This is a genomic window from Rhizobacter sp. (assembly GCF_046595475.1).
In the GTDB taxonomy this organism is placed as follows: Bacteria; Pseudomonadota; Gammaproteobacteria; order Burkholderiales; family Burkholderiaceae_C; genus Rhizobacter.
In genome coordinates this window covers 98771-117745 of the sequence record NZ_JBKJOQ010000107.1, presented here as the reverse complement: position 1 = coordinate 117745, position 18975 = coordinate 98771, and the positions used below count along the sequence as shown (strand labels likewise).

General features: G+C 66.1%; 13 protein-coding genes. 10 read left to right on the top strand and 3 right to left on the bottom strand.

Annotated elements, in window-relative coordinates:
* The first annotated feature begins 5 nt into the window (after positions 1-5).
* From pgm to AC30QB_RS19615, 4 genes are all read left to right on the top strand, one after another.
* The gene (gene pgm, locus AC30QB_RS19630; protein WP_489547954.1) at positions 6-1661 is read left to right on the top strand and encodes a phosphoglucomutase (alpha-D-glucose-1,6-bisphosphate-dependent); all 1656 of its coding nucleotides are present in this window, start codon (positions 6-8) and stop codon (positions 1659-1661) included.
* Positions 1662-1797: 136 nt separating this feature from the next.
* Positions 1798-2460, top strand: coding sequence for a TetR/AcrR family transcriptional regulator (locus AC30QB_RS19625; protein WP_489547953.1), 663 nt, complete (start codon positions 1798-1800; stop codon positions 2458-2460).
* Positions 2461-2608: 148 nt separating this feature from the next.
* Complete coding sequence (locus tag AC30QB_RS19620; protein WP_489547952.1) at positions 2609-3766, top strand: amidohydrolase family protein; 1158 nt, start codon at positions 2609-2611, stop codon at positions 3764-3766.
* A 13-nt stretch (positions 3767-3779) separates the two neighbouring features.
* Positions 3780-5003 (top strand): serine hydrolase domain-containing protein, encoded by a 1224-nt coding sequence (locus AC30QB_RS19615; protein ID WP_489547951.1) that lies wholly within the window; start codon positions 3780-3782, stop codon positions 5001-5003.
* Positions 5004-5077: 74 nt separating this feature from the next.
* On the opposite strand, the gene AC30QB_RS19610 is transcribed toward AC30QB_RS19615, so the two are convergent.
* A complete protein-coding gene (locus AC30QB_RS19610) occupies positions 5078-5461 on the bottom strand; it encodes a response regulator transcription factor (RefSeq protein WP_489547950.1) in 384 nt (127 codons plus the stop codon).
* Positions 5462-5680: 219 nt separating this feature from the next.
* Between AC30QB_RS19610 and AC30QB_RS19605 the strand changes: the two genes are divergently transcribed.
* A complete protein-coding gene (locus AC30QB_RS19605) occupies positions 5681-6079 on the top strand; it encodes a hypothetical protein (protein ID WP_489547949.1) in 399 nt (132 codons plus the stop codon).
* Positions 6080-6105: 26 nt separating this feature from the next.
* Here the strand turns inward: AC30QB_RS19605 and AC30QB_RS19600 are convergent, their stop codons facing one another.
* Together AC30QB_RS19600 and AC30QB_RS19595 are read right to left on the bottom strand one after the other, a co-directional pair.
* Positions 6106-7563, bottom strand: a complete 1458-nt coding sequence (locus AC30QB_RS19600) for a flavin-containing monooxygenase (RefSeq protein WP_489547948.1) — start codon at positions 7561-7563, stop codon at positions 6106-6108.
* A gap of 180 nt (positions 7564-7743) precedes the next feature.
* Complete coding sequence (locus AC30QB_RS19595; protein WP_489547947.1) at positions 7744-8550, bottom strand: hypothetical protein; 807 nt, start codon at positions 8548-8550, stop codon at positions 7744-7746.
* A 264-nt stretch (positions 8551-8814) separates the two neighbouring features.
* Here AC30QB_RS19595 and AC30QB_RS19590 point away from each other — a divergent pair, with 264 nt between their 5' ends.
* The 5 genes from AC30QB_RS19590 (at position 8815) to AC30QB_RS19570 (ending at position 18969) form a co-directional block, all read left to right on the top strand.
* Positions 8815-9426, top strand: coding sequence for a response regulator (locus AC30QB_RS19590; RefSeq protein ID WP_489547946.1), 612 nt, complete (start codon positions 8815-8817; stop codon positions 9424-9426).
* A 112-nt stretch (positions 9427-9538) separates the two neighbouring features.
* A complete protein-coding gene (locus AC30QB_RS19585) occupies positions 9539-11233 on the top strand; it encodes a hybrid sensor histidine kinase/response regulator (protein ID WP_489547945.1) in 1695 nt (564 codons plus the stop codon).
* 168 nt (positions 11234-11401) lie between these two features.
* Entirely contained in the window at positions 11402-13474 is a 2073-nt protein-coding gene (locus tag AC30QB_RS19580) for a CHAT domain-containing protein (RefSeq protein WP_489547944.1), read from the top strand.
* Positions 13471-15078, top strand: coding sequence for a ShlB/FhaC/HecB family hemolysin secretion/activation protein (locus tag AC30QB_RS19575; RefSeq protein WP_489547943.1), 1608 nt, complete (start codon positions 13471-13473; stop codon positions 15076-15078). Before AC30QB_RS19580 ends, AC30QB_RS19575 begins: the two co-directional genes overlap by 4 nt.
* 36 nt (positions 15079-15114) lie before the next feature.
* Positions 15115-18969, top strand: coding sequence for a beta strand repeat-containing protein (locus AC30QB_RS19570; protein WP_489547942.1), 3855 nt, complete (start codon positions 15115-15117; stop codon positions 18967-18969).
* Positions 18970-18975 lie beyond the last annotated feature (6 nt).

Here is an 18975-nt window from a genome sequence, read left to right as displayed (position 1 = left end):
CCCCCATGCCCACCGTGATCAGCCCACTGGCCGGCAAGCCAGCACCGCGCTCGCTGCTGGTGGACGTGCCTCGCCTCGTCGCCGCCTACTACACCGGCGTGCCCGACCCGTCGGTGGCGTCGCAGCGCGTGGCCTTCGGCACCTCTGGCCATCGCGGCTCGTCGTTAGAGCTCTCGTTCAACGAAGCGCATGTGCTCGCGATCACGCAGGCGATCTGCGAGCACCGCCATCGCCAGGGCATCACCGGGCCGCTGTTCATGGGCGTCGACACCCACGCATTGTCGCAACCGGCCTGCGCAAGCGCGCTTGAGGTGCTGGCCGCGCATGGCGTGGAGGTGATGCTGGCAGCGGGCGACGAGTACACGCCGACGCCGGCGGTCTCGCACGCGATCTTGGCGCACAACCGCGGGCGCAGCGGCGACGGGCTGGCAGACGGCATCGTGGTGACGCCCTCACACAACCCGCCCGACAACGGCGGCTTCAAGTACAACCCGCCCCATGGCGGCCCGGCGGGCACTGACATCACCGCCGCAATTGAGGCGAGCGCAAACCGCTTTCTCGCAGCCGCACTGAGCGGGGTCAAGCGGGTGCCGTACGCCCAGGCGCTGCGTGCGAAGACCACGCACCGACACGACTTCCTCGGCACCTATGTGGCCGACCTGGGCAGCGTGATCGACTTTGACGCCATCCGCGAGGCCAAGGTTCGCATCGGCGTCGACCCGCTCGGCGGTGCCGGCGTGCACTACTGGGCACGCATCGCCGAGCACCACCGTCTCGACCTCACCGTGGTCAGCGACGTGGTCGACCCGACCTTCGGCTTCATGACGGTTGACTGGGACGGCCAGATTCGCATGGACCCGTCGTCGCCCTACGCGATGCAGCGCTTGCAGGGCATGAAGGACAAGTTCGACGTCGCGTTCGCCTGTGACACCGACCACGACCGCCACGGCATCGTCACGCCCACGGCCGGGCTGATGCCGCCTAACCACTACCTCTCGGTGGCGATCGACTACCTGTTCAAGCACCGTACCTCGTGGGGTGCCCACGCCGCCATCGGCAAGACCGTGGTCAGCACAAGCCTGATCGACCGCATCGCCACGCGGCTGGGCCGCAAGTTGTATGAAGTGCCGGTCGGCTTCAAGTGGTTCTCAGCCGGGCTGCTCGACGGCGCGCTCGGCTTCGGTGGCGAAGAAAGCGCAGGTGCCTCTTTCTTGCGACGCGATGGCACGGTGTGGACTACCGACAAAGACGGCCTTGTGCCCGCGCTGCTGGCCGCCGAGATCACGGCGCGCTGCGGTCGCGACCCGGCCCAGGCTTATGCGGATCTGGTGCAAGAGCTTGGCGAGCCGATCGCCAACCGCGTAGAGGCCCCGGCGACGACCGCGCAGAAAGCGCAACTCTCGGCGCTGACGCCAGCACGCATCAGCGCTCGCGAACTGGCTGGCGAAGCCATCACCGCCGTGCTCGACCACGCACCCGGCAACGGCGCGGCCATAGGCGGCATCAAGGTCATCGCAAAAAGCGGCTGGTTTGCCGCCCGACCGTCGGGCACCGAAGACATTTACAAGATCTACGCCGAGAGCTTCAGCGGCAACGATCACCTGCAACGCATCCTGAAGGAAGCGCAGGCGATCGTCGACCAGGCGATCGCATCGCGGTAAGCGACAGCCCGTAGCGCCAGCTGCAGAGGCCGGCCCTGCGCTGCTTTTGCAAAGCCCTGCTGCGGATATGCTCCGCGCCATGAGCACCCGAGCCGCCCCGCCCGCCCCGCCGCCAGTGCCCCCAAGAGCGCGGCGCATGTCTCCTGAAACCCGGCGCGAGCAGATTCTTGACAGCGCGGTGGCCTATATCGTCGAGCGCGGTCTGTCTAATTTCACGCTTGAAAACGTGGCCATACAAGCCGGCGTGAGCAAGCCTCTGGTCTATAAATACTTTGCGAAGCGCGAGGACCTGCTCAAGGCCCTGCTCGAGCGTGAATATCTTTACCTGGGCGCCCACCGGCTGGACGAGCTGCCGAACGATGTACCGCTAGAGCCGCTGATTCGCGCGTCGAACAAGCGCGCCTTGGACTACCTCTACGAGCGCGGCCCCATCATCCGGCTGTTGGCCAGCGACCGCTCCGTGGCCGAGCTGGTGCATACCCGTGAGCGCGATGGCCGCACCGCCATCACCGACCACTTCATCAAGCGCCTGATGAAGACCTACGGCGTGGCCGAAGACGTGGCGCTGATCTGCTCGGTGATGACGGTGAATGCGCCCATCCTGTCGTCGCGCGCCTTGAAGCGAAACGGCATCAGCGCCGAGCGCGCGGCCCAGGTCTGGAGCGACTTCGCCATCGGCGGGTGGGGGGCGTTGCGTGTGCAGGCGCAGGCCGAACCCAAGCCCGCCCGCAAAAAGCCGGCGGCGCCCGCGAAGCGCGCCAAGCCGACCAAGCCGACCAAGCCAGCCAAGCCAGCCTAGTAGCCGCCCCGGTTCTGCGGTACGGCGCAGGTGCCTGCGCATTCACCTTTCACATGCGGGTTCGCACCATGCCACTCTATTACACAATCGTTATACTAAGTTTCCCCCTGCCCCGCAGCCCCACACAGCAGACCCAGGAGACTTGCCCATGACCTACGCCACCAACCGCGTCTACTGTGACGCCGACAGCCACATCATGGAAACCGTCGACTGGATCAGCAAGCACACCGACGCGCACATCTTGCCCAAGATGCCGCCTCTCAACCTGTCGAAGTCGGCCACCAACAGCCACGAGTTCATCAACGAAGAAGTGGCGAAGCAAAAGCTGCGCGCCGAGCGCGGCGAGACCGCAAGCGATGTGGTGCACGGCGTGAAAGGCTGGCGCGCCTTCGGTGCCTTCGACAGCGCCGAGCGCAAGGTGGCGCTCGACGACCTGGGCTTCAAGCGGCAGTTGGTGTTCTCCACCTTCTCGGCCGGCCAATACTTGCAGCACGACGACATGGACGTGCGCTACGGCGGCGTGCGGGCGCACAACCGCGCCATGGCGGAATTCTGCGGCGGAGACGAGCGCCTTATCGCGGTGGGCCAGCTCTCGCTGGCCGACCCGAAGCGCTGTGTCGAAGAGTTGAAAGAAGGCGTGCGCCTGGGCTGTGGTGCTTTCTGGGTGCCCGGCATGCCCGCGGGTGAAAAGTCGCCGGGCCACCCTGATTTCGACATGGTGTGGCAGGCCTTCTGTGACCTGGGTGTGCCCTTCATGCTGCACGTGGGGCCCAACAGCAAGACCAAGATAGGCGCCTACGAAAACAACGGCAAGCCCAAGCCGAAAGACATCACTGGCGCCGAAGACGGCGAAAACCTGCGCGTGCGCGACTTCATGCTATTGGCCATCGGGCCGCAGCAGTTCCTCACCGCGCTGGTGTTCGACGGCGTGTTCGAGCGCTTCCCCCTGCTTCGCGGCGGCGTGATCGAGCTGGGCGCAGGCTGGGTGCCCGAATACCTGCGCATGCTCGACCTGAGCCAGCGCATCTTCAAAAAGGGTGACGTGACTCTGGCGGCCATGCCGATGAAGGCGTCTGAGTACATACGCCGTGCGGTGAAATTCACCCCCTTCGCGGGTGAAGACGTGGGCCGCATGATCCGCGACGCCGGGCCTGAGCTGTTTCTCTTCTCCAGCGACTACCCGCACCCCGAGGGCACCGACGACCCTATCGGTCGCTTCGAGCGCACCTTTGCCGGCATAGACGAAGCGGCGAAAGAGATGTTTTATCACCGCAATTTTGAGACCATGATGGCCTCACCTGCCTGAACGGACCCACCCCATGAGCGCACCCACCGGCCTGCTGACCGATCGCCTCGCGCGAATCACCGAGCACCTCAACCACCACTACATCAAACCCGGCAAGCTGGTCGGCTGCCAGACGCTGGTGGCACGCCACGGCCAGGTGGCCTACCAGAGCACCCTTGGCCGCATGGACCGCGAGCGCGACAAGCCCATGCGCGACGACACCATTTTTCGCATCTACTCAATGACCAAGCCCATCACCTCGGTGGCCTTGATGAGCTTGTACGAGCAGGGGCACTTCCAGCTCAACGACCCGGTGCACCGCGTGATCCCCGAGTGGCGCGACCAACGGATCTACATGTCGGGCTCGGGTGAGAGCATGCAGACCAAGAAACCCGATCGGCCGGTGAGTTTTCGCGACATGCTCAGCCACAGCGGCGGCATCACTTACGGCGGCGGGCCGATGCCAGTCGATGGCGCCTTGCACCCGGTCGACGAGGTCTACGCCAAGCTCGGCCTGACCCGCGGCGCTCGCGAAAATCTCAGCACCTTCGTGCGCAAGCTCGGCGAGGTGCCCTTGCGCTACGAGCCCGGCCAGCGCTGGATGTATTCGTTTTCGACCGACGTGTGCGGCTACCTGGTCGAGGCCTTGTCGGGCATGCCCTTCGAAGACTATTTGCACAAGCACATCTTCGACCCGCTGGGCATGAAAGACACCTCGTTCTTCATCGCGCCCGACAAGATCGACCGCTTCGCGGCCAACTATGTGCGGCGCGAAGACAAGTCACTCGCGCTGATGGACGACCCGCACAAGAGCAGCTTTGCCAAGCCACCCACCTTCGTCTCGGGCGGCGGCGGCCTCTTGAGCACCATGCCCGACTACCACCGCTTCTGCGAAATGCTGCGCCGCGGCGGCGAGCTCGATGGCGCGCGCATTCTCGGGCCACGCACCTTGAAGCTGATGGCGCAAAACCACCTACAGGGCGGGCGTGACCTCACGCAGCAGGCCATCGGTGCGTTCTCAGAAACAGCCAACGAAGGCGTGGGCTTCGGCTTGGGCTTTGCCACCACGCTGAGCGAAGTGGCCGCCGGCGGCTATGGCGCAGGCGACTTCTACTGGGGCGGCATGGCCTCCACCATCTTCTGGGTCGACCCCATCGAAGACCTGGTGGTGATCTTCATGACGCAGCTGGTGCCCTCAGGCACTTTCAACATCCGCAGCCAGCTCAAGAACATGGTGTATTCGGCGATCGTCGACTGACGGCGATTCCTGAAATCCGTTCGCCCTGAGCCTGGCGAAGTGCTGCGGGCGGCACTGCGCTCGCTTCGACAAGCTCAGCCCGAACGAAGAGGGCCAGCGGGCAAGAATGCCTCGATCTGCGCCACGAAAACCTCGGGTGCGAGCGGCATCGAGAAGTAGCCGTCAAACCCGGCCATGCTGTCGGCGTGCCCATTTGCCGGCACCAGGGCCGACATCACCGCCACGATAGGGGTCTGGGCACAGGCTGCGTCGAGTTTGAGCTGCTCCAGCATGCCAAACCCTTCCAGCGCCGGAGCGTGCAGGTCGCAGATGATCAGATGCGGCCGCTCGCGCCGTGCCGCGAGCAGCGCTGCCCGCCCATCGGTTGCCACCAGCACGCGGTGGCCGCTGTGCTCGAGCAGATATTGCGCCATCTCAAGGTTGGATGCGTCGTCTTCGATGATCAGGATGCGGGCCATGCGCGGGGTTGATTCCTCGCAGCCATTGAATCACTCGCCAAGCGCGCACGCACCTGTCAGACCTCTCAGGTAAGGCGGGTGCCGCGAGGTCTTTTGGACAGCCGTGCATGCTGCACTGCGCAAGTAACGGTGCGGGGAATGGCCTTGTGGCGCGCCGCTGCAGCGCCTATCCTGAAACGTGCACTCTGATGAAAAACGCTAGCGTTGCTGGAGACAAGCATGACAAGCGGAAGCAACGAGTTGCCCCCCAATTCAGGCGCCGCCGGCCCTGACATGATCTTGATGGCCCTGTTCCAGAGCCGCTTGCGAGAGCGGTCAATCTATCTGGGCCGCTTGATCCAGTCGCAGCGCCGGCAGCTGTCAGCCTCAGCCTCGGACGCGGTTGAGCCAGCCGAAGAAGACACCACCGACGCGCCCACAGCCCGCATCCGCATCGCCGAGCAGGCGCTTGCTGCAGTGCAAGAAGCCGAGCGCCGCCTCGGGCGTGGCCGCTATGGCCTGTGCGACAGCTGCAGCGAGCCCATCGGCTGGGACGACCTGCTGCAGGCCCCCGAGCAAACCACCTGCCGCGCCTGCAGCCGCTTTGGCACGCTGGAAGAACCGCGCTTTCGCAACTGAGGCTCCCTCGCCCGGCGCCGGCTTGGCTAAGCCCCGCTGAACTCCATCACACCGTCGTCGACCTTGCCAAAGCGCAAGGCCAACAGGTCGCGCGCGTAGTTCTGGTGCAGCCGCCACGGCGCCTTGGAGCCTTGCTTGGGGAAGATGTCGAGCGAGCGCTGCACATAGCCCGAGGTGAAGTCGATCCAGGGCTCGGCGGTGATGCTCGGGTCATGGTTGCGCGGCGTGCATTGGCGGTAACCATGCTTAGCCATGTGGTTGAGGATGCGGCACACGTATTCGCAGGTCAGGTCGCACTTGAGCGTCCACGAGGCGTTGGTGTAGCCGAAGGACGATGCCATGTTGGGCACGTCGCTGTACATCATGCCCTTGTAGTTGAAGGTCTTGGCCGGGTCTAGCGTCTTGCCGTCAACGGTGAGTGACAGGTCGCCCAGCACGTTGAGGTTGAGGCCGGTGGCGGTCACGACCAGGTCGGCTTCAAGCTCGGCACCCGACTTGAGCTTGATGCCCTTCTCGGTGAAGGTGTCGATGTGGTCGGTGACCACAGAAGCCTTGCCTGTGTAGATGGCGCGGAACAGGTCACCGTCAGGCACCAGGCACAGGCGCTGGTCCCAGGGCTTGTATCTCGGGGTGAAGTGTTTCGCCACGTCGGTCTTGGTGCCTATGGCGGCCTGGATGCCGTCGACGATCATCTTCTTGACGAAGTCGGGGCGGCGCTTGCACAGGCGAAAGAAGTACATGCCCAGCAGCACGTTCTTCCAGCGGGTGATGTGGTACGCCGTCTTCGCCGGCAGCCAGCGGCGCAGCCCGTTGGCGATGCGGTCTTTGGCAGGGCGTGACACCACGTAGGTGGGTGAGCGCTGCAACATGGTCACATGGGCCGCCTGCTTGGCCATCTCGGGCACCAGGGTCACCGCGGTGGCGCCGCTGCCAATCACCACCACGCGCTTGCCGGCATATTCGATGTCGGGCGTCCACTTCTGCGGGTGCACCACGCGGCCAGCAAAGCGCGCTATGCCGGGAAACTCGGGCGTGTAGCCGCCCTTGTAGCTGTAGTAGCCGCTGCACATGAAAAGGAAGTTGCAGCTGAGCTGCACCGTCTCACCCGCGGCGCCAATCTCGGCATCGACGGTCCACCGGGCATCGGCGCTCGACCAGTTGGCGCTCTTTACCTTGTGGTTGAACCGTATGCGCTTGTCGATGCCGGCTTCTCGCGCCGTGTCACGCACGTAATTGAGGATGGTCGGGCCATCGGCGATGGCGTTGGCATGGGTCCATGGCCGAAACGAGTAGCCCAGCGTGTACATGTCGGAATCGGAGCGTATGCCGGGGTAACGAAACAGGTCCCAGGTGCCGCCCGTGCAATCGCGCCCTTCCAGGATGAGGTAGCTGCGGCCAGGGCAGCTTTCCTGCAGGTGGTAGCCCGCGCCGATGCCCGACAAGCCGGCCCCCACGATCAGTACATCAACGTGCTCAATCGACATGAATTTCTCTGCTCGTGGCGCTTAAGGATGAGAAAGCGACAGGATACGGCAGCACCCGCGCGCGACAGCCTCCACGATCGCGGCATTCGGGTCAAACTACTCTAAGGTATTTACCTTATAGACACGGAATCGGGTGGGTTTGCCGTGCCTTGCCGTGCAAAGAGATTCGAACGCGCTGGTTCAGGTCTGCCCCATCAGGTAGCGGATGAGCCTGCCACTCTCGGCCACCGGCCGTTGCAGGATCACGGTGTACATGTCGATGCTCATGGAGCAAAGCTTGTCGGGGTCTGCGCCCGGCGCGAGCGGGTTCTGGAGCAGGGCCAGGTCTTGCCCGTAGCGCGCCGCCAGCACCTCGAACACCGGCCGCAAACCGTCTGCCACCTCGGCCTGCGCCGGCACAGCCTGGGGCGTCAGTGTCGAGCTGCGCACGACCTGGCTCAGGGCGGCATCATCGGCCTCGATGGTGTTGGCCGAGACGTACTTGCGCAGGTCCAGGCTTTGCGCCGACTTGGCAAACAAAAACCGGTAGCAGAGGTCACCACCGTGTCGGCGCAGCTCGCCCATCTCTTGCACCATCACCCGCATGTAGTCGGTGGCGGCTTCGTCAGAGGCCTTGGGCAAGCGCTTTTGCACCAAGGTAGTCACTTCGCTGCGCACGCGGTCGATCAACTCGGCGTGGCTCTTGCCCTGCAAGAGGCCCTGGCTCAGCTCTGAGGTGATGCGGATGTAGGTCTGCGGGTCATGCTTTTTGATGGCGGCAAAAGAGGCGTTGCGAGACAGCGAATCATCGAGCCGGCTCACGTCATAACGGCTTTGTAACGCCGGTGTGATCAACTGCTGCGATGGCACAAAGAACACCACAGCGAAAGCCGCCCACACCGCAGCGTAGTGAGCCATGCTTTGCGAACGGCCGCGCAGCAGCGCACCAGCAAGCAGCGCCGCGAGCGCACCACAAGCGGCCGCCACGGCCATGCTGATCCAACCCATGTCTTCTTCCTCCCGCCGTTATGAGCCGCGCAAGCATCTCACAGGGCTGCAATGCGTTGGCAACCTGCGACGTTAGCCGTGGCAGACCCCAGGGTGAACCCGCATGCGTGTTCTTAGGGATGTAAGTACTGGTCGTTTTGAATTGACAATAGGCCTTCACATCGTCCAAGAGGCATACGCATGAGCCAGATGTTGCCTTCCGCGACAGCTTCCATCGGCGCCGCTTTGGCACCGCGAAACCATCTCGCCGATCAGCCGGCGCGCATGATGTCAAAACTCCTGATCGTTGACGACCATGCGCTGGTGCGCGTCGGTATCGTGACCAGCCTTGCCGCTGTCGAAAACGCCAACCTGCAACTGTTCGAAGCCAGCACGCTGCACGACGCCATGGAGCTCTATCGCGCCGAGCCCGGTATCGCACTCGTGCTGCTCGACCTCAACATGCCCGACTGCAAGGGCCTGCAGGGCCTGAAGCAGTTTCTCGGAGCCTTCCCACAAGCCCGGGTGGCCGTGATCAGCGGCACGCAAGATGAATTCGTCATCGGCCAGGTGCGTGCGCTCGGCGCCGTGGGCTACGTGACCAAGGGCCAGGCACCCGGTGCCATGTGCGACACCGTGATGGGCCTGCTGGCCGCCACCCAGAGCGGCAACGCCGGGGGCTTCCCACGCTTTCCGAGCTCGTCGCGCTACGACCGCGTGGCCGAGCTGGGCCCGCGCCACCTCGAGATCCTGGAGCTGGTGCTGTCGGGTTGCTCCAACCAAGAGATCAGCACCGCCACCGGCCTGTCGCTGGGCACCATCAAGAACTATGTGTCGACGATCTTGCTGGCGCTCGACGTCAAGTCGCGCTCGCACCTGATCAGCCTGTTCAGGTAACCCCGGCTCAGTGTCGTTTCAGCTCTCGCCTTCCGCGGCCGCCGGGTCTACCGACGCTCCCACCGACGAAGGGTCTGAGCGCAGGCGAGAAAGAACGCGCGCCTCTCAGCTGATGCGCCTGTTTCGCCACGGCGACATGGCGGTGGGCGCATCGGTGGGTTTGGCTTTGGCCTGCTGGCTCTCGTTTGCCATCTGGTGGCAGCCCGGCCCGGGCGTGTGGGTGTGGGCCGCGCTGGTGCACGTCAGCCAGGCTTTGCATGCCTGGTTGGTCTGGTCGTTCAAGCGCGCTGGGCGAGCCGCACTGGCGCAGGCGCCGCGCTGGCTACGCCGCTACCTGGCCGTGACGTTTCTGTGCGCATTGAGCTGGGGGCTCGCGCCTTGCTTTGTGCTGGTCGACCCCCGCCTCACGCCCACCTTGGCCCTGGTGCTGCCTATGCTGGCTCTGGCCGCAGCCGGCGCGCACGTGGTGGCGGCGCACCGCGGCGCCATCTTCCTGTGGCTGCTGCCCCTGCTCGCGCCGCTCACGGCCTACATGCTCTACACGGCCGCGCCGCCCACGCAGGCTGTGGCACCGCTGGCGGCGGCCTTCTTCGGCGCCTGTCTTTTCTTTGCACTGGCGCGGCACCGGCTGCTGATCAAAGAGCTGCAAACCAAGCTCGACAACGACGCGCTGGTGCGCGCCTTGCGCCAGCAGGTGGTTTTGGTGGAGCAAGCCAACCGCGAGAAGAGCCGCTTTCTGGCCTCGGCCAGCCACGATTTGCGACAGCCCATGCATGCGCTGGGTCTCTTTACCGCCACGCTGGAAAAGAAGCTGGCTGGCACCGCGCTGCAGCCGCTGGTGAAAAACATGATCCGCTCCATCGACGCGCTGGAACAGTCGTTCACCTCCATGCTCGACATCTCCAAGCTCGACGCCGGCGTGATCGAGCCCAACTTGCAGCCCTTTCCCATACGCGACCTCTTTCGCGTGCTGCACATGCACTGTGCCGGCCAGGCCGAAGAGCTGGGCCTGGGCCTGCGCTTCAAGGCCGGCGGCAAGATCGTGATGAGCGACCCGCATCTGCTGGAACGCGTGCTCAGCAACCTCATTCACAACGCCATCCGCTACACGCAAGAGGGCGGCATCGTGGTGGTGGCGCGCACCCGCGAGAGTGCCGTCAGCATCGAGGTGTGGGACACCGGCATCGGCATCTCCGAAGAAGAGCTGCCCAAGGTGTTTGACGAGTTCTACCAAGTGGGCAACTCGGGGCGCGACCGCTCGCGTGGCCTGGGCATGGGCCTGGCCATCGTCAAGCGCCTGGTGCTGCTGATGGGCCATCAGCTCGAAGTGGTGTCCAGGCCCGGGCGCGGCACGGGGTTTCGCATCCTCATCAAGGCGACCGAATTTGACGAGATGGACAACATGCTCGTGGCCGCCGACACCGTGCCCTCGCCCATCGATTCGAGCCGCACCCTGCTGCTCATCGACGACGAAGAAAGCATACGCGCGGGCATGAGCGAGCTCTTGCAAACCTGGGGTTACCACGTGCTCACCGCCGCCACCATTCAAGAGGCCTGCACCGAGGTGCGCCGCCACGCGGGGGTGATCGACATCGTGGTGTCTGATCTGCGCCTGGCCAATGACGAAGACGGCATCGACGCCATCGAGCGCGTGCGGTCGGTGTATGGCGCACCATTGCCGGCACTGCTCATCACCGGCGACACCTCCCCCGACGAAGTGAAGCGCGTGCACAGCAGTGGTCACCAGGTCTTGTTCAAACCCGTTCGCACGCGCGAGCTGTATGCAGTGCTGCGCAGCGTGCCATAGGGGTTCGCATCCAGCTTTCACATTCAGGACGCTTAAGCCGCGCATGCTTCACCTTGGTCACTTGTGAAGCGATGATGCGCAACTACGATCGACCGACCGATTTATATGTATTGAAGGGGCAAGCCTGTGTGGGCCTTCCGTAAAGCAGTTTTGATCGGCACTTGTACGGTGCTTTGTTCTCTCGCCCTGCCCGCGCTGGCCCAAGACGCCCTGGCCCCCGCCAGCGCCGTGGCACGCGATGCGCTGGCCCGACACCGCGACGCCAACGGCCTGCTCGCCCTGAGCGCCGAAGGCCGCGCGCTCTACGAGCGCGACGTGATCAAGCTCGATGGCTACGGCTATTGCGGCCGCTCTATCGCACTGGCCGAGCAAGGCGAGTTCCGCCAAAGCATCCGCGCGGCCAGCAAGGCGCTGCACCTGGGCAGCGCCACCGACAACGAAGACCTGCGCGCGCTCGCCCAGCGCGACCTGGCCATCGCCTACAACTACGCCGGCCTGCTCGACGAAGCCGAGCGTTTCGCCAACGGCGCCCTGGCGCTCAAGCCCAAGAACCCGCAGCAAGCCCACGCACCAGCCTACAAGGTGCTGGGCGACGTGGCCGTGCGCCGCGCGCGCTATGGCGACGCCGCCGATGCCTACAAGCGCAGCCTGTCGCTGGCCAGCGAGCGCTTTCGCCCGCTGGTGGTGGTGTCACTGGCCAACGCCTACACCGCTGCCGGCCGCCCGCGCGAGGCGCTGGAGCAGCTCGACCTGCTCCCTCGCGCTGAAGCGCAAAAGCTCGGCAGCTTCTACGACCGCAGCCGCGCCAACGCCTTGCTTGCTGCCGGCCTGGCCGACCAAGCGCTGGCGCTGTTCAAGCAGATACTCGCCGACGCTGGCTCGCCCGATGCGCTCTACAACCGGCTGTGGGCCACCGAAGGCATAGGCCGCGTCGAGCTCAAGCGCGGTGACCAAGCCGCCGCGCTCAAGTCGTACCTGGAAACCGTGCGCCTGGCCGACAGCCTGCGCGGCAAGTTCCAGAGCGAAGAGTTCAAGACCGGTTTGTTCGGCGACATCCAGAAGGTGTTCGACACCGCGCTAGACCTGAGCATCAGCACGCGTGACTTCGAGGCCGCGTGGACACTCTCTGAAGCCTCGCGCTCGCGCCAGCTGCTCGACTCCATCCGTGACCGCGCGGCCGACTCGCTGGCCGACCACCGCGTGACGCTGCAAGAGCTGCAAAAAACGCTGGGCTCCGGCGAAGCGGTGCTGCAATTTCACGTGCTGGAAAACCGCAGCATCGCGTGGCTCATCACACGCACCGGCATGTCGGCTTCGGTGATCGCGCAAGGCCAAGTGGGCCTCGCCGCCCTGGTAGAAAACTTCCGCAGCAGCGTGATCGAGCGCCGCCGCGACACCACCACTCTCGCAGTCAACCTCTACAAGCTGCTGCTGAGCGACCTTGACCTCACCCCGGTGCTGCGGCTTTTCGTGGTGCCGCACGGCCCCCTGCATTACCTGCCCTTCCAGGCGCTGCACGACGGGCGCGGCTACCTCATCGAGCGCAGCGCGCTGACGGTGTGGCCTTCGTCTGCCGTGGGTGCCCGCCTGCTCACGCGCGGCAGCGCGCCCGCACCCGTGCTGCTGGGCTTCGGCAACCCCACCACCGACAAAAACGTGCCCCTGCCCGGCGCCGAGCGCGAGGTGCAGCAAGTGGCCAAGCTCTTCAGTCAAAGCGAGGTGTTCGTGCAGCAAGAGGCCACCAAGGCGCGCTTCAAGGCGGGCACCAACCGGGCCAACATCGTGCATGTGGCGGCGCATGCCGAGCTCGATGACGTCGACCCGCTGTTCTCGCGCATCCTCTTCGCGGCCACTTCTACCGAGCCCGGCCTGCTCGAAGCGCGCGAGATCTACCCCCTGGACCTGCGTGGTGTGCGCCTCATCACCCTGTCAGCCTGCGAAAGCGGCTTGGGCCGTGTGGCCCGCGGCGACGAGATCATCGGCTTTACCCGCTCGCTGCTGTCGGCCGGCGCCAACAGCATCGTCGCCTCGCTCTGGCCCGTGGCCGACGACTCCACCGACCTGCTGATGGGCCGCCTGTACAAAGAGCTGGCTGCCGGCCGAGACCTGATGGCCAGCATGCAGATGGCCCAGCTCGAAGTGCAGAAGAACCGGCGCTTTGCCCACCCCTTCTTTTGGGCCCCGTTCAACGTGATCGGCAATGGCCGGCTCGTCATCCAAGGCAGCGAGGTGGCGCGATGAACGCCCTGAAAATCATACCGCTGCTGCTGGGCTGCGTCTCGCTTGCGCAAGCGCAAAACGCACCGCTGCGCAACACGCCACCCGCTCCGGCAGGTGCCGCCTCGGCTGTGGTCAGCAGCAGCACCGCCCAGGGCACGTTTGTGCTGAAGGAAGTGCGCTTCAGCCCCACCAAGGCAGTGCCCACCGCAGAGCTGCAAGAGCTGGTCAAGCCCTTTGTCGGCAAAGAGATCGATGCCACCGAGCTCACCGTCATATCGGCGGCCGTGCGCCGTGCCTATGAAGAGCGCGGCTTCGGCATGGCCGGGGTGGGCTACCCCCCGCAAGACCTGACGAAGGGCGTGCTGCAGATCACCATCGTCGAGCCACAGGTAGAGCGGGTGGTGGTCGAGCCTTTGGGCCCGCCGCCCGTGTCGGCCGCGCGCGCCTCTGCCGTGCTCGAACGCGCCGGCGTGCGTGCCGGCCAGCCGCTGGACCTGCAGGCCCTGGACCGTGCCATGTTCACCCTCAACGACTGGCCAGGCGTTTCCGCCAAGACCACACTGCTGCCCACCGGTGACGAAGGCCAGTACAAGGTCAGCATCCAGACCGAGCGCCGCCGGTGGTGGGACGCAAGCGTCGACTTCGACAACCACGGCTCTTCGGTCAGCGGCCGCTACCGGTTGGGCACCTTGCTGCGCTGGAACAACCCAGGCGGCATTGGCGACAACCTCGACCTGCGCCTGCTCGCCTCCAGCGGCGCGGGCACCACGGTCGGCCGCCTTGGCTACGAAGCACCCCTGGGCGCCACGCCCTGGCGTGCGGGCATCGGCTACTCGCGCGTGGGCTACCAGCTCGGCGAGCAGTTCGAGGCGCTCGACGCCACCGGCAAAGCCGACGTGTTCGACGCCTCGCTCTCCTACCCCTTCGTGCGCAGCCGAGACGGCAACCTGGTGGGCCGGGTCAGCCTGGTCAACAAGAAGCTGTCGGACGACGTGGGCACCGAGATTTCGTCTGAGAAGACCATACGTGCCGCCGAGTTCACCCTGGCCTTCGAATCGCGCAGCACTTGGCGCGGCGGTGGCTACAACGGCGGCAGCGTGGGCCTGCAACTCGGCAAGCTCACCGACAACAGCAGCACCGCACCCACCGACACCACGCCGCACGGCAACTTCACCAAGCTCAGCGTGCAAGCCACCCGCCTGCAGTCGCTCACGCGCACGCTGTCGCTTTTCGTCGGCGGCGCCGGCCAATGGGCCAACAAGAACCTCGACAACGCCGAGAAGTTCACCCTCGGCGGCGACAAGGGCGTGCGCGCCTACCCGGCCGCCGAAGGCTCTAGCGACCTCGGCGCGCTGCTCAACACCGAGCTGCGCTACTGGATAGGCCCGCAATGGAGCTCGTATCTCTTCTACGACTGGGGCCACGGCCGCCTGCGCAAGACACCCGATGCCCTCACCGGCGACAACACCCGCACCATCCACGGCTATGGCCTGGGCGTGCAGTACACCAACCCCGAGCTCTTCACGCTGAAGGCGAGCCTTGGGTTGCGCGGCAAGGAGCCGGTGCTCTCGGAATCCGAGAACCCCAAAGCCCGCTTGCTCGTGCAAATTCAGCACTCGTTCTAGACACACGTTCTAGACACACATACCCAGGAGCACGCCATGCGCGCACTCAAGCACACCCCGATCGCTTTCGCCGCCCTGCTCGCGCTCGGCGCCTTCGATGCCGTTGCACAGCCTGTGCCCACGCAGCTGCCGGTGCTGCGCCCGGGCGGCGCGGTCATCAATGCCAGCGTCGGCACACCCGGCGGCAACGCGCTCACCGTCACCCAGACCACGAGCGCCAGCAACCGTGGGCTGGTGGAGTGGCAAAGCTTCAGCATCGGCAGCCAGGCACGGGTCAACATCGCGCAACCGAATGCACAAAGCGTGCTGGTCAACCGCGTCACCGGCACCGCCGTGAACGGCCCGAGTGCGAGCGAGATCTACGGCACGCTGTCGGCCAATGGCCGCGTGTTCCTGGTCAACCCAGCGGGCGTGGTGTTCGGGCCGGGCGCGCAAGTCAGCGTGGGCTCGCTGGTGGCCACCAGCCTAGACCTCGACAGCAGCATGTCGGCCAACAACTACGCGCGCTTGATGAGCGGTGAAGACATCCAGCTCACCGGGGGCGCCAGCAGCGTTCAGGTGATGGCAGCGGCCGACCGCAACCGGCCACAGATCCAGGTCAACGAAGGCGGCTCCATCGTGCTGCTCAGCGGCGAGCAGCTGACGCAGAACGGCAGCATCTCTGCACCCGGCGGGCACATCAACCTGAGCGTCGGCTCCGGCGCCACGCTGCGGCCGGTCGGCAGCAGCGGCTTCGTCGAGGTGCTGTCAGTACAACCCGTCGCAGCACGCACTGGCGCCATTGCAGTGGGCTTCAACTCGCAGACCATCGCCCAGGGCGGCAGCATTGTCATCGGTGCGCAACCGAATGAAGAGCCCTCTCGCGGCGACACCATCACCATCGCCGGCTTGGTGAGCGCCGATGCGAGCACAGGCGCCGCCGGCAGCGTGCACATCGCTGCTGGCGCCACGGGCTCGGTGCTCGCCGGCGAAGGTGCGGTCATCACCGCCTCCAGCACGGGCGGTGCCGGCGGGCAGGTCAATCTGCAGGGCAGCGACATCCGCTTGCAGCGCGGCGACGTGGCCCACCCGCGCGTGCTGGCCGAAGGCGGCAGCGGCGGCGGCCGCATCGACATCGGCAACGCACAAACGCACGCCATCGCCATCGAGCAGGGCACCAGCGTGTCAGCCGACGCCACGCAGGCAGGCAACGGCGGCTCGATCGCCGTGCGCGCCCTGTTCCTCAACCCCAACGCCACCGGCCCGGTGGCACGCATCGACTACGGCGTGACCGAGGTCTACGGCACGCTGCAGGCCCGCGGCGGCACGCAGCGCGGCGACGGCGGCAGCATCGAGACCTCGGGCATCGCGCTCACCACCAACCTGGGCAACCCTGCATCAGGCATCACGCAGTCGGCCACCATCGACGCGCGAGCCCGCGCCGCTGGCGGCCGGGCCGGCGCCTGGACGCTGGACCCGTTCGACGTGACCATCTCGAACGCGGGCCCCGTGGCCGTCAACGGCAGCTTCAACCCGACCGGGCCGGGCGCCAACGTGCGCGCCTCCGACCTGTCAGCCGCGCTCGATGCCGGCACCAGCATCGACATCTCCACTGCCGCCGGCGGCAGCGGGACGGCCGCCGGAGACATCACCATCGCCGCCGGCACCACCATCACCCGCAGCACCGGCACGGCACCCACCAGCCTCACGCTGCGCGCCAACAACAACATCGTCAGCAACGGCGCCATCATCGACGCCAGCGCCGCTGGCCCGGTGAGCGTCAACCTCTACAGCGACCTCGACGGCAACGGCAGCGGCAGCATCAGCCTGCTGGGCGGCCGCATTTCCACTGGCGGCGGCAGCCTCACGCTAAGCGGCGGCACCGACCCGTCCACCGGCTTTGCACGCGGAGATTTTCAAAACGCCGGCGTCGCCGTGTCCCGCACCACCATCGACACCCGCGGCAGCGCTGGCGTGGGCAACGTCGCGATCCGCGGCGAGTCGGGTGTCATTGGCCTTGCGCCCGGTGTGGCGCTCGACACTGACATGACCGTGGGCAACCTCAGCGTCGACGGCCGCGCCAGCCATGGCACGGCGGTGCTGCTCAACGGCGCCAACATCACCACCGCCAGCGGCAACATCACCGTGCGCGGCGTGGCCGTGCGGACCGACACGGCCACCAGCGCCCAGGTGGGCGTGGACACCGGCACCCTGCGCCTGCAGCTCGGCTCCGGCTCGCTCATTCTGGCTGGCCGTGGCGACGCTGGCACCGCCAGCGGCAGCGCCGTGGGCTTGAGCCTGGGCGACGTGCAGATCTCGGCCAACACCGGTTCCACCGGCACCATCACGTTCGCAGGCCAGGCCGCAGGCACCACCGTCGCGCCGGGCATTCAGGTGCAACCGAGCGGCAACACCGGCCTGGTCATCAGCTCCGATGCACCCACCGCGGGCGGCCGCCCGACCGGCGCCAACGTGGTGATCGGCGCTTCGGCCACGGTGGCGTCGAGCGCGCTCGACATGACGTCGGGCATCGGCCCCAACATCTTCACCGCCAATGGTGTGAACATCCGCCCGCTGGGGGTAGACGCCTCTGGGCTCATCACCGAACAGGTGGCCACGCCCATCACCTTGCTCACCACCGGCTCCAACGCCGGGGCCGGCACTTTCGTGGTCAACACCAACCTGCTGCGGTTGCCGGGCCCCAGCAACGGCGGTATCTCCTCGGGGGGCGGGTTCGTGATCGGCTCGCAGGCCCACACCGGGTTGATCAACGTTGATGCCGGCGCGTTCACCCAGCACCCCACGGTGGCGGTAACGCTGCAAAACGAAGGCACCGGTTCGCAAGGCATCACGCTGGGCAACGGCAACACCGTGGGCACCCTCGGCCTGCTCACCGCAGGCAACGTGACCCAAGGCACCGCCGGCATCACCACGCAAAACCTGGTGATACGCGGCGGTGCGGCCAGCAACGTCAACCTGAGCGGTACGACCAACCAGATTGGCGTGCTCGCGTTCGACCCACCGGCCTCGCTCACCGTGCTCACCCCGGGCAACATCACAGTCGACGCAGCCAGCGCGCCCACCTTCAACGCCAGTACCGGCGCCTTCACGCCGCTGGCCATCACCAGCAGCACCGGAGGCAACACCGCGCTGCTGCAGTCCACCGCCGGCAATGTGCTCATCAACCAGTCGATCAGCATGGCCGGCACCGGCGCCTCGCAGCTCAACATCGTGTCGCCCGGCAGCGTGACCTTCGCCACCGGCGCCAGCCTCAGCACCAGCGCGACTGGCCGCTGGCGTGTCTGGGCGCCCACAGTGATCAATGCACCGGTCGCCGGCCCCGCCACCAACCTCTACGGCTGCGTGTTCGGCGACACCACCACCTGCAGCGTGTCCAACATCGCGCTGCCCACCAGCGGCAACCAGCTCCTGCACCCGACCCAGCCCACGCTCAGCGTGGCCGCCAACCCGCTCACCGGCTACGTCGACCTGGCCCTGCCTCAATTGACCTATGTCACCACCGGCCTGCTGAACGGCGACACCGCTGCCGGTGCCCTCAGCGGCACGCTGGCCGCCACGCCCAGCGGCGCCACCACCTATGCCATCGGCCAGGGCAACCTGGCCTCGCCGCTGGGCTACAACCTCACGTTCACCCCCTCCACGCTCACGCTGCAGCCCGGCATCACGCGGCACATGCTGCAGGCAGCCTTCCAGTCTGAAATGTCCTCCGACGTGTATGGCCGCAACCTTGACCAGCCCTACATCTGCACGGCCGCCTCGGTGATCCGCGGCAGCCTCGCCGATGACAAGCAAAGCGACCCGCTCGCTTCGGAGTGGGGCAAGGTGCGCAACCAGCCGCAACTCTCGGGTTGCCTCAACGTCAGCGACGGCGGCCAGTGCTCGGCGTTCTGAGCGTTG